General features: G+C 68.3%; 11 protein-coding genes. 6 read left to right on the top strand and 5 right to left on the bottom strand.

From position 1 onward, the window contains the following. Positions 1–167: 167 nt before the first annotated feature. Complete coding sequence (gene paeA, locus ACZ5PP_RS09150) at positions 168–1,466, top strand: polyamine export protein PaeA (protein WP_012585973.1); 1,299 nt, start codon at positions 168–170, stop codon at positions 1,464–1,466. Between the two features lie 186 nt (positions 1,467–1,652). Here paeA and ACZ5PP_RS09145 read toward each other — a convergent pair whose 3' ends face one another. After that, a complete protein-coding gene (locus tag ACZ5PP_RS09145; protein ID WP_004314663.1) occupies positions 1,653–2,324 on the bottom strand; it encodes a GntR family transcriptional regulator in 672 nt (223 codons plus the stop codon). Between the two features lie 410 nt (positions 2,325–2,734). On the opposite strand from ACZ5PP_RS09145, the gene scpA reads away from it, so the two are divergent. The 4 genes from scpA to accC all read left to right on the top strand — a co-directional run bounded on the left by scpA (position 2,735) and on the right by accC (position 9,712). Next, positions 2,735–4,900 carry a methylmalonyl-CoA mutase gene (gene scpA, locus ACZ5PP_RS09140; RefSeq protein ID WP_464826982.1) on the top strand — a complete coding sequence of 722 codons (2,166 nt, stop codon included), beginning with the start codon at positions 2,735–2,737 and terminating at the stop codon, positions 4,898–4,900. Between the two features lie 208 nt (positions 4,901–5,108). Then, positions 5,109–6,152: a methylmalonyl Co-A mutase-associated GTPase MeaB gene (meaB, locus tag ACZ5PP_RS09135; protein WP_004314668.1), complete on the top strand. Its 1,044-nt coding sequence runs from the start codon at positions 5,109–5,111 to the stop codon at positions 6,150–6,152. 15 nt (positions 6,153–6,167) lie between these two features. Further along, on the top strand, positions 6,168–7,700 hold the full coding sequence (locus tag ACZ5PP_RS09130; RefSeq protein WP_004314669.1) for an acyl-CoA carboxylase subunit beta: 1,533 nt from the start codon (positions 6,168–6,170) through the stop codon (positions 7,698–7,700). Positions 7,701–7,723: 23 nt separating this feature from the next. Next, a complete protein-coding gene (gene accC / locus ACZ5PP_RS09125; protein WP_004314673.1) occupies positions 7,724–9,712 on the top strand; it encodes an acetyl-CoA carboxylase biotin carboxylase subunit in 1,989 nt (662 codons plus the stop codon). Between the two features lie 252 nt (positions 9,713–9,964). On the opposite strand, the gene ypfJ is transcribed toward accC, so the two are convergent. Next, positions 9,965–10,819: a KPN_02809 family neutral zinc metallopeptidase gene (ypfJ, locus tag ACZ5PP_RS09120; protein ID WP_464826981.1), complete on the bottom strand. Its 855-nt coding sequence runs from the start codon at positions 10,817–10,819 to the stop codon at positions 9,965–9,967. 664 nt (positions 10,820–11,483) lie between these two features. Here ypfJ and ACZ5PP_RS09115 point away from each other — a divergent pair. Next, complete coding sequence (locus ACZ5PP_RS09115) at positions 11,484–12,938, top strand: KamA family radical SAM protein (RefSeq protein ID WP_273424141.1); 1,455 nt, start codon at positions 11,484–11,486, stop codon at positions 12,936–12,938. A 132-nt stretch (positions 12,939–13,070) separates the two neighbouring features. Here ACZ5PP_RS09115 and ACZ5PP_RS09110 read toward each other — a convergent pair whose 3' ends face one another. Genes ACZ5PP_RS09110 through ACZ5PP_RS09100 form a run of 3 tightly spaced genes read right to left on the bottom strand, consistent with a single transcriptional unit; the run spans position 13,071 to position 16,176 of the window. Then, positions 13,071–14,270: an ABC transporter permease gene (locus tag ACZ5PP_RS09110; RefSeq protein WP_004327454.1), complete on the bottom strand. Its 1,200-nt coding sequence runs from the start codon at positions 14,268–14,270 to the stop codon at positions 13,071–13,073. A gap of 5 nt (positions 14,271–14,275) precedes the next feature. After that, positions 14,276–15,484: an ABC transporter permease gene (locus ACZ5PP_RS09105; RefSeq protein WP_138860499.1), complete on the bottom strand. Its 1,209-nt coding sequence runs from the start codon at positions 15,482–15,484 to the stop codon at positions 14,276–14,278. Further along, a complete protein-coding gene (locus ACZ5PP_RS09100) occupies positions 15,481–16,176 on the bottom strand; it encodes an ABC transporter ATP-binding protein (protein WP_012585969.1) in 696 nt (231 codons plus the stop codon). Before ACZ5PP_RS09100 ends, ACZ5PP_RS09105 begins: the two co-directional genes overlap by 4 nt. Positions 16,177–16,394: the final 218 nt, after the last annotated feature.

Here is a 16,394-nt window from a genome sequence, read left to right as displayed (position 1 = left end):
CGCGACCCGCGTCGCTCCTACATTCCTCCTGCATTCCTCCTCCATCCCTTCCCGGGGGGGGCGGCGATGCGCCGGGGCACCGATTGCCCTTCAGGCCGCGGTGGTAGACTCGCAGACTAGATTCTGGTTTTGCCTTCCGGCGGGACCTTCATCCCAAAGGAGTCGTCGTGCCTGTCAACGAACTGCTCGTCATCCTGCTGCTGATCGCAGCGAGCGCCTTCTTTTCCATGTCCGAGATCTCCCTCGCGGCTGCGCGCAAGATCAAGCTGCGCGTCATGGCCGAGGCAGGGCATCTCAACGCCCGGCGCGTGCTTGCGCTGCAGGACAGTCCGGGCCACTTCTTCACCGTGGTGCAGATCGGCCTCAACGCCGTCGCCATTCTCGGCGGCGTAGTCGGCGAACAGGCGCTTTCTCCCTACGTCACCGAGCTGCTGCGCCGGGCCTACGCCGGCCCGATGCTCGACACCATCGCCTTCGTCGTCTCCTTCGTTTTCGTCACCTCGCTGTTCGTGCTTTTTGCCGACCTCATGCCCAAGCGCCTGGCCATGGTCCAGCCCGAACGCATCGCGGTGGCGGTGGTGCAGCCGATGCAGGTGTGCATGTGGCTGTTCGCGCCGCTGGTGTGGGTCTTCAACGGCGCGGCCAACCTCATCTTCCGCTGGTTCAAGTTGCCGAGCGTGCGCATCGAGGACATCACCGCCGACGACATCATGGCCATGGCCGACGCCGGTGCCCAGGCCGGCGCGCTGCTGCGCCAGGAGCAGCACCTGATCAGCAACGTGTTCGAGCTCGACTCGCGCATCGTGCCCTCGGCGATGACCTCGCGCGAGAACATCGTCTTCCTCACCCTGTCGGAGTCCGAGGAGAGCATCCGGCGCAAGATCGCCGCCCACCCGCACGGGAAGTTTCCGGTGTGCGAGGACGGCATCGACAGCGTGATCGGCTATGTGGACTCGAAGGACATCCTGCCGCGCATCGTGCAGGGCCAGGATCTGTCCTTGCGCACCCAGCCGATCGTGCGCAAGGTGCTGATGCTGCCCGACACGCTCACGCTCTTCGAGGCGCTCGAGCGCTTCCGCGACGCCAAGGAGGATTTCGCGCTCATCCTCAACGAATACGCGCTGGTGGTGGGCCTGCTGTCGCTGCAGGACGTGATGAACACGGTGATGGGCGATCTCGTCAGCCCCTTCCAGGAAGAGCTCATCGTGCGCCGAGACGACAACTCCTGGCTCATCGACGGCGCCACGCCGATCGAGGACGTCATGCAGGCGCTCGAGATCGAGGTCTTCGAGGGCTTCCAGAACTACGAGACCGTCGCCGGTTTCCTGATGTACCGCCTGCGCAAGGTCCCCAAGCGCACCGACTTCGTGACCTACCTCGGCTACAAGTTCGAGGTGGTCGACATCGACAACTACCGCATCGACCAAGTGCTGGTCACCCGCGAGACCCCGGTCGGCGCCGTGTAACAACAAGCCGGTTCCGACGCCCGTCGTCCGCGTCGGCGCCTGTCGGGTGCGGAATCGCCGCAATCGCGACTTGCGTCGCTCCCACGAAAACCGGCGGCGGCTTCGGTGGGATGTAGGAGCGACGCGAGTCGCGATTGCGGGCGTGTCGGCCGGGTCGCTCCCACACGAAATCAATGTGGCCAGGCCTCACGCGGCCTGCGTCTTCGCCTCGGCGATGCGGGCGAGGGCGGCGCGGCCGCTGAGGATGTGGGTGCGCATCAGGGTCTCGGCGCGCGCGCCGTCGCGGTCGAGCAAGGCCTGGAGGATGTCGCGGTGCTCGGCGAGCGACTGCTCCAGCCGGCCCTCCGAGAACAGCGAGTGGTGGCGCGACAGCTTGATCACCTTGCGCAGGTCCTCGATCACGTGGAGCAACCAGCGATTGTCGGCGATCTCCTGCAGGGCGAGGTGGAAGGCCTGGTTGGCCTCGAAGAAGCGGTCGATGTCGGGCTTGCCGGCGGCCTTCTCGAGGTTGGCGTGGATCGCGCGCAGGCGGGCGAGGTCGTCCTCGGTCGCGCGCGCAGCCGACAGCCGGGCGCACTCGCCTTCGAGCATCGACATCACGCTGAACACCTCGTCGAGATCGCGCTCCGAGATCTCGGTCACGTAGCAGCCGCGCCGCGGCTTGAGCGTCACCAGGCCCTCGGAGGCCAGTACCTTCAGCGCCTCGCGCAGCGGTGTGCGCGAGATGCCGTAGTGCTCGGCCAGCGCCTGTTCGTCCACCCAGGTGCCGGGCGGCAGCTCGTGCGAGAAGATCCGCTGGCGCAGGCGCTCGGCCACTTCCTGGTAGAGCGCGATCGGAGCGATGCGGGTGGCGTTCATGGGCGGATTCTTTCTTCGGAGCGGATTCAAAAGGTGGCGCGGGGCAGGGCCATCACGGGTGGTGGTGGCGCGTGCATGCCCTCTCTCGCCGGACGGGCCCGGCTCGCTGCGCGCCCTTTCCGACCGTCGGAACGCATTCGCCCGCTGCCGCCTATTGCATTCATAATTATGGATAAAGTATTATTTTTCCTGCAGTGCAAGTCAACTTCCGAAGCGCGATGCGTCATGGGAGGCGCCGGGACCACCCGGCGGAAGAGAGGGGACGCGTCGCTTGCCGGAGCGTCGACGGCCGCTCGTGGGATCGCCACGGGCGGCTTCGTCGCCGCCCCGGGGGGGTTTGGCTTGCCGATAAATCACCAATCCGGGTCGCGCCTGTACCCCAGGCCGCCGCAGATCTCACGAGGTTTCCCATGTCGAAAGCCAACGATCCCGTCTATCCCCAGCCCGACATCGAGGCCTGGAAAAAGGCTGCCGCCAAGCAGGCGCCGGGGGGCGACCTCGACAAGCTGAACTGGATCACGCCCGAGGGCCTCTCGGTCAAGCCGCTGTACACCAAGGCCGACACCGAAGGCCTGCAGCACGCCGACACGCTGCCCGGCTTCGAGCCCTTCCTGCGCGGCCCGCAGCCCACCATGTACGCGGTCAAGCCGTGGACCATCCGCCAGTACGCCGGCTTCTCCACCGCCGAAGCGTCCAACGCCTTCTACCGCAAGGCGCTCGCCGCCGGCGGCCAGGGCGTGTCGGTCGCGTTCGACCTGGCGACCCACCGCGGCTACGACTCCGACCATCCGCGCGTGACCGGCGACGTCGGCAAGGCCGGCGTGGCGATCGACTCGGTCGAGGACATGAAGATCCTGTTCGACCAGATCCCGCTCGACAAGGTGTCGGTGTCGATGACCATGAACGGTGCCGTGCTGCCGATCCTCGCCGGCTACATCGTCGCCGCCGAGGAGCAGGGCGTGAGCCAGGACAAGCTCTCGGGCACGATCCAGAACGACATCCTGAAAGAGTTCATGGTGCGGAACACCTACATCTATCCGCCCACCCCGTCGATGAAGATCATCGCCGACATCTTCGGCTACACCGCGCAGCACATGCCGAAGTTCAACAGCATCTCGATTTCCGGTTACCACATCCAGGAGGCGGGCGCCAACCAGGCCATCGAGCTCGCCTTCACGCTCGCCGACGGTGTCGAGTACGTGCGCACCGGCATCAACTCCGGCATGGACGTCGACACCTTCGCCGGCCGCCTGTCCTTCTTCTGGGCGGTGGGCATGAACTTCTACCTCGAGATCGCCAAGATGCGCGCCGCGCGCCTGCTGTGGTGGCGGCTCATGAAGCAGTTCAACCCCAAGAGCGCCAAGTCGATGATGCTGCGCACGCACTCGCAGACCTCCGGCTGGTCGCTCACCGAGCAGGACCCCTACAACAACGTCGTGCGCACCACGATCGAGGCCATGGCTGCGGTGTTCGGCGGCACCCAGTCGCTGCACACCAACGCGCTCGACGAGGCGATCGCCCTGCCTACCGAGTTCTCCGCCCGCATCGCGCGCAACACCCAGATCATCATCCAGGAAGAGACCCACATCTGTAACGTGGTCGACCCCTGGGCCGGCTCCTACATGATGGAGAAGCTCACCCAGGACATGGCCGACAAGGCCTGGGCGCTGATCGAGGAGATCGAGTCCATGGGCGGCATGACCTGCGCGGTCGAATCCGGCTGGGCCAAGATGAAGGTCGAGGAGTGCGCCGCCGACAAGCAGGCGCGCATCGACTCGGGCAAGGACGTGATCGTCGGCGTGAACAAGTACAAGCTCGCCAAGGAAGACCCGATCGACATCCTCGACATCGACAACCATGCGGTGCGCGAGGCGCAGATCGCCCGCCTCGACAAGATCCGCGCCACCCGCGACACCGCCGCGGTGCAGGCCGCGCTCGCTGCGCTCACCAAGTGCGCCGAGACGGGCGAAGGCAACCTGCTCGACCTGTCGGTCAAGGCCATTCGCCTGCGTGCCACCGTCGGCGAGATCTCCGACGCGCTCGAGAAGGTCTTCGGCCGTTACCGTGCCAATCCGCAAGCCGTTTCCGGCGTCTATGGAGCCGTCGTGGAAGAACAGGAAGACTGGAAGACCCTCAAGGCCGACATCGAGGCCTTCATCGCCGAAGAAGGCCGCCGCCCGCGCGTGATGATCGCCAAGCTCGGCCAGGACGGCCACGACCGCGGCGCCAAGGTGGTGGCCTCGGCCTTCGCCGACCTCGGTTTCGACATCGACATCGGCCCGCTCTTCCAGACCCCGGAAGAAGCGGCCCGCCACGCGGTCGAGAACGACGTCCATGCGGTCGGCTGCTCCAGCCTCGCCGCCGGCCACAAGACCCTGGTCCCGGCCGTCATCGACGAGTTGAAGCGCCTCGGCGCCGACGACATCATCACTTTCGTCGGTGGCGTGATCCCGGCGCAGGACTACGACACGCTGTACGCCGCCGGCGCCAAGGGGATCTTCGGCCCCGGCACGCCGATCCCGGCGGCCGCACGCGAGGTGCTGAAGCAGATCCGCGCCGCACGCAAGGCGACGTAAGGTCGATGTAGGAGCGAGGCAAGTCGCGATCGCAGCGCCCGGGCAGGCGCCGCCGACCTCACGCTTCCCGTAGGAGCGACGCAAGTCGCGATTGCAGCGGATCAGCGGGCGGCGTGCGCATCGTCGAGGCGGGAATCGCGACTTGCGTCGCTCCTACAAGAACCACGAACCGCAAACCGTAGAACGGACGCCCCCTATAAGACCCGACATGCCTGCTCCGATATCCACCCCTCTCGATCCCGCCGACCAGTCGCTGGTCGCTGGCGTGCTGGCGCGCCAGCTGCGGCCGCTGGCCAAGGCCATCACGCTGATCGAATCGCAGCGCGAGGACCATCAGGCGCGCGCGCAGAAGGTGCTCGAGGCGCTGCTGCCGCATACCGGCGGGGCGATGCGGGTGGGGATCTCGGGTGTGCCGGGCGTGGGCAAGAGCACCTTCATCGAGGCGCTCGGGCTCTACCTCATCGAGCAGGGCCTGCGCGTCGCGGTGCTCGCGGTCGATCCGTCCTCGTCGGTCACCGGTGGCTCCATCCTCGGCGACAAGACGCGCATGGAGCTGCTGTCACAGAACCCCGCGGCCTTCATCCGCCCCAGCCCCTCGGCCTGCAGCCTCGGCGGCGTGGCCGAAAAGACGCGCGAGACCATGCTGGTGTGCGAAGCTTCGGGCTTCGACGTCATCATCGTCGAGACCGTCGGCGTCGGGCAGTCCGAGACCGCGGTCGCCGGAATGACCGACATCTTCTGCCTGCTGCAACTGCCCAACGCCGGTGACGACCTGCAGGCGATCAAGAAAGGGATCATGGAGATCGCCGACCTGATCGTCATCAACAAGGCCGACATCGACGCCGGTGCGGCCATGCGCGCCAAGGCGCAGATCAAGACCGCGCTGCACATGCTGCGCCCGGCCAGCCCCAACTGGACCGTGCCGGTGCTCACCCTGTCGGCGCTCCAGAAGCAGGGCATCGCCGACTTCTGGAAGGCGGTGTGCGACTACCGCGAGGCGCTCGGCGCCTCCGGGGAGTTCGCCGCCAAGCGTCGCCACCAGGCATTGGCCTGGATGTGGGAGATGATCGATTCCGGGCTGCGCAGCCGTTTCCGCAGCCATCCCCGCGTGCGCGAGGAACTTCCCGCCCTCGCACGCGCGGTCGAGGAGGGCGACACCACGCCCGCGGCCGCGGCCTTCCGGCTGCTCGGCCACCTCCAATCCAACGAACAGGGCCGACTGCCGCGACAGCCGGCCGAAACCGAGATCTGACAGGAGATCGCACTCATGCAAGACATCATTCGCCAGCTCGAGAAAAAGCGCGAACTGGCCCGCCTCGGTGGCGGCCAGAAGCGCATCGACGCGCAGCATCGCAAGGGCAAGCTCACCGCGCGCGAGCGCATCGAACTGCTGCTCGACGACGACAGCTTCGAAGAGTGGGACATGTACAAGGAGCACCGCTGCACCGAGTTCGGCATGGATGCCGAGCACATCCCCGGTGACGGCGTGGTCACCGGCTACGGCACCGTCAACGGCCGCCTGGTCTTCGTGTTCTCGCAGGACTTCACGGTCTTCGGCGGCTCGCTCTCCGAGACCCACGCCGAGAAGATCTGCAAGGTCATGGACCACGCCATGAAGGTCGGCGCCCCGGTCATCGGCCTCAACGACTCGGGCGGAGCGCGCATCCAGGAAGGCGTGGACTCGCTCGGCGGCTACGCCGACGTGTTCCAGCGCAACGTGCTGGCCTCCGGGGTCATCCCGCAGATCTCGCTGATCATGGGCCCCTGCGCCGGCGGCGCGGTGTACAGCCCGGCGATGACGGACTTCATCTTCATGGTCAAGGACTCGTCCTACATGTTCGTGACCGGTCCCGAGGTCGTGAAGACCGTGACCCACGAGGAAGTCACCGCCGAGGAGCTCGGCGGCGCCGTCACCCACAACACCAAGTCCGGCGTCGCCGACCTCGCCTTCGAGAACGACGTCGAGGCGCTGATGATGACGCGTCGCCTGATCGGCTTCCTGCCCTCCAGCAACCGCGAGAAGCCGCCCGCGATCCCCTGCGCCGACTCCGCCGACCGCATCGACCTGTCGCTCGACACCCTGGTCCCGGAGAACCCGAATCAGCCCTACGACATGAAGGAGCTGATCTTCAAGATGGTCGACGACGGCGATTTCTTCGAGCTGCAGCCCGACTACGCCAAGAACATCATCATCGGCCTGGCGCGCATGGAAGGCTCGCCGGTGGGCATCGTCGCCAACCAGCCGCTCGTGCTGGCCGGCTGCCTCGACATCAAGAGCTCGATCAAGGCCGCCCGCTTCGTGCGCTTCTGCGACGCCTTCAATATCCCGGTCGTCACCCTGGTCGATGTCCCCGGCTTCATGCCCGGCACCGCGCAGGAATACGGCGGCATCATCAAGCACGGCGCCAAGCTGCTCTACGCCTACGCCGAGTGCACCGTGCCCAAGGTCACCCTGATCACCCGCAAGGCCTACGGCGGCGCCTACGACGTGATGTCGTCCAAGCACCTGCGCGGCGACGTGAACCTCGCCTGGCCGAGCGCCGAGATCGCGGTGATGGGCGCCAAGGGCGCGGTCGAGATCATCTTCCGCGAAGAGAAGGGCGACCCCGAGAAGCTCGCCCAGCGCGAAGCCGAATACAAGGCCCGTTTCGCCAACCCCTTCGTCGCCGCCAGCCGCGGCTTCATCGACGACGTGGTCATGCCGCACAACACCCGCAAGCGCATCTGCCGCTCGCTGGCCATGCTGCGCGACAAGCAGCTCGACAACCCGTGGCGCAAGCACGGCAACATCCCGCTCTGACCCGCGCACGAGGAACCGACCAAATGTTCAAGAAAATCCTGATTGCAAACCGCGGTGAAATCACCTGCCGCGTCATCAAGACCGCCCGCAAGATGGGCATCAAGACCGTCGCGGTGTACTCCGAGGCGGACAAGAACGCGCTCCACGTCGAACTCGCCGACGAAGCCGTCTGCATCGGCCCGGCGGCCTCGAAAGAGTCCTACCTGGTCATGGACAAGATCATCGCCGCCTGCAAGCAGACCGGCGCCGAGGCGGTCCACCCGGGCTACGGCTTCCTGTCCGAGAACGCCGAGTTCTCGCGCCGCCTCGAAGAGGAAGGCATCAAGTTCATCGGCCCGAAGCACTACTCGGTCGCCAAGATGGGCGACAAGATCGAGTCCAAGAAGCTCGCCATCGCGGCCGGCGTGAACACCATCCCCGGCTACAACGACGCCATCTCCGGCCCCGACGAGGCGGTCGAGATCGCGAAGAAGATCGGCTACCCGGTCATGATCAAGGCCTCCGCCGGCGGCGGCGGCAAGGGCCTGCGCGTCGCCTTCAACGACAAGGAGGCGCACGAGGGTTTCGCCTCCTGCGTCAACGAGGCGCGCAACGCCTTCGGCGACGACCGCGTCTTCATCGAGAAGTACGTGCTCGAGCCGCGCCACATCGAGATCCAGGTGCTGGGCGACTCGCATGGCAACTACGTCTACCTGAACGAGCGCGACTGCTCCATCCAGCGCCGTCACCAGAAGGTCATCGAGGAAGCCCCCAGCCCCTTCGTCGACCCCGCGATGCGCAAGGCCATGGGCGAGCAGGCCGTGGCCCTGGCGCGCGCGGTGAACTACGAGTCGGCCGGTACGGTCGAGTTCGTGGTCAGCGGCGCGACCAAGGAGTTCTACTTCCTCGAGATGAACACCCGCCTGCAGGTCGAGCACCCGGTCACCGAGCTCATCACCGGGCTGGACCTCGTCGAGCAGATGATCCGCGTCGCCTACGGCGAAAAGCTGCCGCTCGCCCAGGCCGACGTCAAGATCGACGGCTGGGCGATGGAATGCCGCATCAACGCCGAAGACCCCTTCCGCGGCTTCCTGCCCTCCACCGGCCGCCTCATCAAGTTCCAGCCCCCGGCCGAAGGCAACGGCGTGCGCGTCGACACCGGCGTGTATGAAGGCGGCGAGATCTCGATGTTCTACGACTCGATGATCGCCAAGCTCATCGTGCACGGCAAGGACCGCCAGGATGCGATCGAGCGCATGCGCGACGCCCTCAACGGCTTCGTCATCCGCGGCATCAGCTCCAACATCCCCTTCCAGGCCGCGCTGCTGCAGCATCCGCGCTTCTGCTCGGGCCACTTCAACACCGGCTTCATCGCCGAGGAGTATCCGAAGGGCTTCGACGCCTCCATGGTCCCGCACGACGACCCCGCGCTGCTCGCCGCCGTCGCCACCTTCGCCCGCATGCGCTACATCGAGCGCGCCGTGCAGATCGAAGGTCAGCTCGCCGGCCACGGCCGCAAGGTCGCCAGCGAATGGGTCGTCGTCATGGGCGGCAAGCAGTACGCCATGCGCACCGCCGCCATCGAAGGCGGCCTCGCCGTCACCTGCGAAGGCCGGACCTACAACATCGTCTCCGACTGGAAGTTCGGCGAGCTGCTCTTCGCGGGCACCGTCAACGGCGCCCCGATCGGCCTGCAGATCGAACGCCGCGGCCTGCGCTACCGCATCTCGCACTTCGGCCTGCAGGTCGAACCCGTCGTGATGACCGTGCGCGCGGCCCACCTGCTGTCGCTGATGCCCGCGAAGCTGCCGCCCGACCTCTCCAAGTTCCTGCTCTCGCCCATGCCCGGCCTGCTGCGCGAGATCGCGGTGACCGAGGGCCAGGACGTCAAGGCCGGCGAGAAGCTCGCCATCATCGAAGCCATGAAGATGGAAAACGTCCTCAAGGCCGAGCAGGACGGCAAGGTCAAGAAGATCGTCGCCAAGCCCGGCGCCAGCCTGTCGGTGGACGAGGTCATCATCGAGTTCGAGTGATCGCCACCCGAAAACCGTTTTGATCGATGGGGAGGGAGACCCGGGCCACGCCCGGGTGCCTGTCGGCACGAGGCCTGCGCAAGCAGGCCTCTTTTTTGTCCGGCCACCGCGGGACCGGAACGCGCGCCGCGGACGGGCTCCCGGGTGACGTCGGTGCGATGTGTTGCGTCGCTCCTACGCGAAAACAATCGGCGTCATCGCCCTGGACGGGCTCCCGGGCGATGGCGCCGTGCCTTTGCGGCGACGGCGTAACTACAACCGCGGCGCGCTGAACGTGTCGCAGGACTTGAACTGCCCCTGCTGCAATCCGATCGCGAACCACCGCCGGCGCTGCTCGGCACTGCCGTGGGTGAAACTGTCCGGCACCGCGTAACCCTGGCTGCGCTTCTGGATGTGGTCGTCGCCCACCGCGGTGGCGGCGGCGAGGCCTTCCTCGATGTCGCCGGCCTCGAGCACGCTGCGGCTGCGGTTGGCGTGGTGGGCCCAGATGCCCGCGAGGCAATCCGCCTGCAGTTCCAGGCGCACCGAGAGCTGGTTCGCCTCGCGCTCCGACACCCGCGTGCGCGCCTGCTGCACCTTGTCCGAGATGCCCAGCAGGTTCTGCACGTGGTGGCCGATCTCGTGCGCGATCACGTACGCCTGGGCAAAGTCGCCGGGCGCGCCGAAGCGGTGGTGAAGCTCGTCGAAGAAGGCCAGGTCGAGATACACCTTGGCGTCCGCCGGACAGTAGAACGGCCCCATCTCCGCCTGCCCGACCCCGCAGGCGCTGCGCGTCGCGCCGGTGTAGAGCACGAGCTTGGGCTCGCGGTAGGTCGCGCCCCCCTGCTGGAAGATCGTCCGCCAGGTGTCCTCGGTGTCGGCCAGCACCATCGACGCGAAGCGCGCCTGCGCGTTCTCGGCGGCGGGGCGGGTCTGGGTGGATTCGACCGGCGCGGGGTCGGTCATGGCCGTGTCGAGGACCACGCTCGGATCGATCCCGAAGTACATCGCCACCAGCGCGAGCACGATCGTCCCGATGCCGATCTTGCCCCCGCCGCGCAGGCCGCGCCCGCCTTGTCCGCGGCGGTCCTCGACGTTGTCGCTCTCCCTGCCGTTGCGGAAGTCCATGGTGCGCTCCATTCGTGGGGAACCTCTTCAGCTTAGTGAGTGCGGAGGGGGCAAGGCAAGCGCAAGCCATCCGCGCAGCGGCTCTCCGGCAGGCGCGACGCAAGTCGCGAATGCGGCGCTTCCGCCCACGCCGCGCTGCCCGAAGGCCGGAATCGCGACTTGCGTCGCTCCTACGTGAACCAAATCAAGGCCATCGCCTTGGATCGTCGCCCGGGCAGCGCGCCACGCATCGCCCGATACCGATGCCGATGCCGATGCCGATGCCGATCCCGATGCCGATCCCGATGCCGATGCCGATGCCGATCCCGATGCCGATCCCGATCCCGATGCAACTGTGATGGTGTCGTAGGAGCGACGCAAGTCGCGATCGCGGCGGTCGAGAACCGGCGCGGCCACGGGCGCCGCGGCCGGCAGCAGAGCTTCCTCCGAGTATGCCTTTATTAGATTTGCACAAAACAACTTTGTGACATACCATCACATCCCCAAGCGATTCCCCACTCCGGGGTGTCGACGGATGCCGGGAGCCTGGCCGCCGTCGGCCGATGCTTGCCTCGGGCGCCGCCGTTTGCCCGGCCACCGCACGCGCTGCCGAACCGCAACCGGTGCGCGGCCGCAACCCGCGGCACCGGCAGACCCCCAGCACAACCAGACCAAGGAGACGAACATGAGCGCACAAGTGCATGCTCTCGCGGCCCCGACCCCGCGCACAGCCGCCGCTGCCGCGACCGCGCGAGCGGCCCCCATCGCCGCCGCAGTGTCGAACGCGCGCGCCGCGCCCGCCGCCGAGCGCTTCGCCCCGATGTCCTTCAAGGTCTTCACCGCCCGCGATCTCGACCGCATCCCGCAGCTCGCGCGCCTTTCTCCCGAGCAGCGCTTCGAGATGAAGGTCGTGGCCGCCGTGCTGCCCTTCCGCGTCAACCAATACGTCATCGACGAGCTCATCGACTGGGCCGACGTCCCCCGCGACCCCATCTTCCAGCTCACCTTCCCGCAGCGCGGCATGCTCGCGTCCGAGCACTACGAGCGCATCGCCCGCCTCATCGAAGGCGACGCGGACAAGGACGCGCTCGAGGCCGCCATCGCCGAGGTCCGCCACGCCCTCAACCCGCACCCCGCCGACCAGATGCAGATGAACATGCCGCTCGACGAGCACGGCAAGCGCATCGACGGCCTGCAGCACAAGTATCGCGAGACCGTGCTCTTCTTCCCCAGCCAGGGCCAGACCTGCCACGCCTATTGCAGCTTCTGCTTCCGCTGGGCGCAATTCGTCGGCGACAAGGAGCTGCGCATCGCCAGCTCCGAAGCCCGCGTGCTGCACGACTACCTGCGCACCCATACCGAGGTCACCGACCTGCTCGTCACCGGTGGCGACCCCATGGTCATGAAGACCCGTCACCTGCGCGAATACCTCGAACCCCTGCTGCGCCCCGAGTTCGACCACATCCAGACCATCCGCATCGGCTCCAAGGCGCTCACCTTCTGGCCGCACCGCTTCCTCGGCGCCGAGGATGCCGACGATCTCATGCGCCTGCTCCGGCAGCTCGTCGAAGCCGGCAAGCACGTCGCGCTGATGGCGCACTACAACCACTGGAAGGAGCTCGAGACCGACGCCGCCCACGCCGCCATCCGCCGCATCCGCGCCACCGGTGCCGTCATCCGCGCACAAGGTCCGCTCATCGCCCACATCAACGACGACCCCGCCGCCTGGGCGCGCTTGTGGAAGACCGAGGTCCGCCTCGGCCTCGTCCCCTATTACATGTTCGTCGAGCGCGACACCGGCGCCCGCCATTACTTCGAGGTTCCGCTCGCGCGCGCCTGGGAGATCTACCAGCAGGCCATCCAGCAGGTCTCCGGCCTCGCCCGCACCGCCCGCGGCCCGAGCATGAGTGCCAGCCCCGGCAAGGTCGAGATCCAGGGCGTCACCGAGATCGCCGGCGAGAAGGTCTTCGTGCTGCGCTTCATCCAGGGCCGCAACCCCGACTGGGTGCAACGCCCGTTCTTCGCCCGGTTCGACGAAAAGGCCACCTGGCTCGACCAGCTCGCGCCCGCCTTCGGCGAGGCGAAATGGTTCTGGCAGGACGAATACGAGGCGATCCGCGCGGAAAGGCTCGTCGGCTGAGGGCGGGGCGGCGCTTCGTCAGCGTCCGACTCGCGACTCGCTTGGCTCCAGGCGCTCCCGGAAGCGCGGTGGTTTTGCAGGAACGACGTGCGTGCGAGGGTGGCGCTGGAACGGGCGCGCGCGCCGCATGGCTCACTCCGCGCGCAAGGCCTCGACCGCGTCGAGCCGTGCCGCCCTGCGTGCGGGCAGGACCCCGGCGGCGAGCCCGACCACGATGGCGACCCCCTCGGCGGCGAGCGCGTATCGCCAGGGCGTGGCCACCGGCATCGCCGGCACCAGCAGCCCGACCAGCTGGGCAAGGCCTGCGCCGACGAGCAGGCCGAGCAGGCCGCCGATGCCCGCCAGCACCACCGCCTCGCCGAGGAAGAGCGCGAGGATGGTGCGCCGACGTGCGCCCAGGGCCACCAGCAGGCCGATCTCTCCGGTGCGCTCGGTGACCGCGATGCTCATGATGGTGACGATGCCCACTCCGCCCACCAGCAGCGAGATCGCCCCGAGCGCACCCACCGCCGCGGTGAGCAGATCGAGGATGTTCGACAGCGTCGCCAGCATGTCCTCCTGCGTCAGCACGGTGAAGTCCTCGCGTCCGTGGCGCGCGATCATCCGCTTCTTCACCGCCTCCGCCACGCGCGCGGCGGGGGCCTCGGGGTCGTAGGTCAACGCGATCTCCATGAGGCCGTCGCGCTGGTACAGCGCCATGCCGCGCACCACCGGGATGTAGGCGGCGTCGTCCAGATCGATACCGAGGAACTGCCCCTTCTCTTCCATGACGCCGACCACGCGGAAGCGCTCGGCACCGATCTCGACGTGCTCGCCGAGCGCGATGGTGCTGCCGAAGAGCTCGCGTGCGAGCTTGGGGCCCAGCACCACGAAGGCGCGCGCGCTCGCCGCCTCGTCGGGCGGCAGGAACTGCCCCACGCGTACCCGCATCGAGTACACCTCCTGCATCTGCGGTCCCACGCCGAGCACGGTGCTGCGCCGCACCCGGCCTTGCGCGCGCACCTCGGCGTTGCCGCTCACCGAACCGGTGACGTGGCGCACATGGGGCAGGCGGGCGAGCGCGTCCGCGTCGTCCAGGGTGAGGTCGCGCGCGGTGGACGGCAGGCCGGGCGGGCCGCCGCGTGCGCCCTGGCGGCCCGGGTGGAGGTTGATCACGTTGGTGCCGAACTGGCCGAACTCGGCGAGCACGAAGCGGTGCAGACCCTCGCCGATCGAGGTGAGCAGGATCACCGCGGCGATGCCCACGCCGATGCCGAGCAGGGTCAGGAGGCTGCGCAGCCGATGCGCGGTGATCGCACGCAGGGCGAGGTGGAGGGCGTCGCGCCAGCGCATCGCCGCTACCGCTTCGACAAGGCCTGCACCGGATCGAGCCGGGCGGCGCGGCGCGCGGGCAGCACGCCGAACAGCACCCCGGTGCCGAGCGCGGTGGCGAGCGCGGCGATCACCGCCCAGTCGGGCGGCCACGCCGGCAGCTGCGGGAAAGCCAGGCGCACGCCCCAGGCGCCGGCGTGGCCGAGCGCGAAGCCGGCGAGCGCGCCGGCGACGGAGAGCAGCGCGGCCTCGGCGAGGAAGGCGGCGCGGATGGTGCCGGCGCGCGCGCCGAGCGCCTTGAGCAGGCCGATTTCGGCGGTGCGCTGGGTGACCGCGACCAGCATCACGTTCATCACCAGGATGCCCGCGACTGCCAGGCTGATCGCGGCGATGCCGGCCACGCCCAGGGTGAGCGCCCCGAGGATGCGGTCGAAGGTGCCGAGAACGGCGTCCTGGGTGATCACGGTGAAGTCGAGCTCGTCGTCGCGGCGCGCGCGCAGGCGCTCCTCGATCTGGCGCTGCGTCGCGGGCAAGGCCTCGCGCCCGCGCGCCTCGACGAAGATGCGGAACAGCCCGCTGGTGTCGAACATCGCCTGCGCGGTCGCCACCGGCACCAGCACCAGCTCGTCGGTGGTCATGCCCAGCCCGCGCCCGGATGGCGTGAGCACGCCGATCACGCGCAGCCGGGTGTCGCCGACACGGATCATGCGGCCCACCGCGCTCTGTCCGGGGAAGAGTTCGCTGCGCAGTGCGTCGCCGATCACCGCCACCGCCGAGGCGCGGTTGAAGTCCTCGCGCGGCAGGAAGCCGCCGTGGCCGATCTTCAGACCGCGCAGCTCGAGGAAGTCGGCGCTGGTGCCGACGACCGTGACCTCGCGCAGCCGGCCGCCGACGGCGATCTCGGAGTTGCCCACCGCGAGCGGCGCCACGCGCTGCACCAGCGGCAAGCGCAACAGCGCGGCGGCGTCGGCGTTGGTGAGCTCGCGCGGCGTGCTGCTGACGAAGCTGCCCGCGTTGACGCCACCGGTCTCGGTGCGTCCGGGCAGCACGATCAGCAGGCTGGCACCGAGCGCGGAGAACTCGTTCACCACGTAGCGCCGCGCGCCGTCGCCGAGCGCGGTGAGTACCACCACCGCGGCGACGCCGATCGACATCGCCAGCATCATCAACGCGGCGCGCAGCGGCCACGCGGTGGCGGCGCGGGTGGCGAAGCGCAGGGTGTCGGCGGGGCTCATGGGGGCGGTGCGGCGGTGCGCAGGTCCTGACGGATCGCGCCGTCCTCCATCAGGATGCGGCGGTGTGCGCGCTCGCCCATCGAAGGGTCGTGGGTGACGACGATCAGCGTGGTGCCGGCGGCGTTGAGCGCCTCGAGCAGCGCGGTGACCTCGTGGCCGGTGGCGCGGTCGAGGTTGCCGGTGGGCTCGTCGGCGAGCAGCATCGCCGGCCGCATGATGGTGGCACGCGCGATCGCGACGCGCTGGCGCTGGCCGCCGGAGAGTTCGTCGGGGCGGTGCCGGGCGCGCCCCTCGAGGCCGAAGTCCTGCAAGGCCTGCGCGATGCGAGCAGCGCGCTCGGCGACGGGGATGCCGGCGAGCACCAGCGGCAGGCCGATGTTCTCGGCCGCGCTGAGGCGGGGGACGAGGTGGAAGCTCTGGAACACGAAGCCGATGCGTGCGCTGCGCACCGCGGCCTGCTCGTCGGCCGAGAGTGTGGTGACGTCGCGGCCTTCGAGCCGGTAATGGCCGGCGTCGGGGCGGTCGAGCAGACCGAGCAGGTTGAGCAGCGTCGATTTGCCGGAACCCGACGGTCCCATGACCGCGACGTACTCGCCGGGCTCGATGCGCAGCGTGATGTCGCGCAGGGCGTGCACCTCGCTGTCGCCGAGCTTGAAGATGCGGTCGATGTGCTCGAGTTCGATCTGGGCCATGGTGTTCTGTTGCAGCTTCAATTCAGGCCGGTGTGGCTTCCGTGAGGTGGCATGAGGCACCTTTCAGCGCCCTGCATGGGGTGTCGGGCGAGCGGACAATGAAAGAAGACCTTGCCCGCTCGGCGGCGGCAATCGCGACTTGCGTCGCTCCCACAGGCGAGACGCGGCGCCTGGCGAGGCTGGCGCCGATTGGACCGGAAGCGGCGACGCTGCGACGC

Source organism: Thauera sp. DNT-1 (genome assembly GCF_055393985.1).
The sequence above is the reverse complement of the archived record's forward strand: the minus strand, read 5'-3'. Positions and strand labels throughout refer to the sequence as shown.

Coding starts and splice junctions, on each gene's coding strand:
- meaB (WP_004314668.1), top strand. CDS start 5,109: ATGCCTGCTCCGATATCCACCCCTCTCGATCCCGCCGACCAGTCGCTG.
- ACZ5PP_RS09145 (WP_004314663.1), bottom strand. CDS start 2,324: ATGAACGCCACCCGCATCGCTCCGATCGCGCTCTACCAGGAAGTGGCC.
- scpA (WP_464826982.1), top strand. CDS start 2,735: ATGTCGAAAGCCAACGATCCCGTCTATCCCCAGCCCGACATCGAGGCC.
- ypfJ (WP_464826981.1), bottom strand. CDS start 10,819: ATGGACTTCCGCAACGGCAGGGAGAGCGACAACGTCGAGGACCGCCGC.
- ACZ5PP_RS09100 (WP_012585969.1), bottom strand. CDS start 16,176: ATGGCCCAGATCGAACTCGAGCACATCGACCGCATCTTCAAGCTCGGC.
- accC (WP_004314673.1), top strand. CDS start 7,724: ATGTTCAAGAAAATCCTGATTGCAAACCGCGGTGAAATCACCTGCCGC.
- ACZ5PP_RS09130 (WP_004314669.1), top strand. CDS start 6,168: ATGCAAGACATCATTCGCCAGCTCGAGAAAAAGCGCGAACTGGCCCGC.
- ACZ5PP_RS09115 (WP_273424141.1), top strand. CDS start 11,484: ATGAGCGCACAAGTGCATGCTCTCGCGGCCCCGACCCCGCGCACAGCC.
- ACZ5PP_RS09110 (WP_004327454.1), bottom strand. CDS start 14,270: ATGCGCTGGCGCGACGCCCTCCACCTCGCCCTGCGTGCGATCACCGCG.
- ACZ5PP_RS09105 (WP_138860499.1), bottom strand. CDS start 15,484: ATGAGCCCCGCCGACACCCTGCGCTTCGCCACCCGCGCCGCCACCGCG.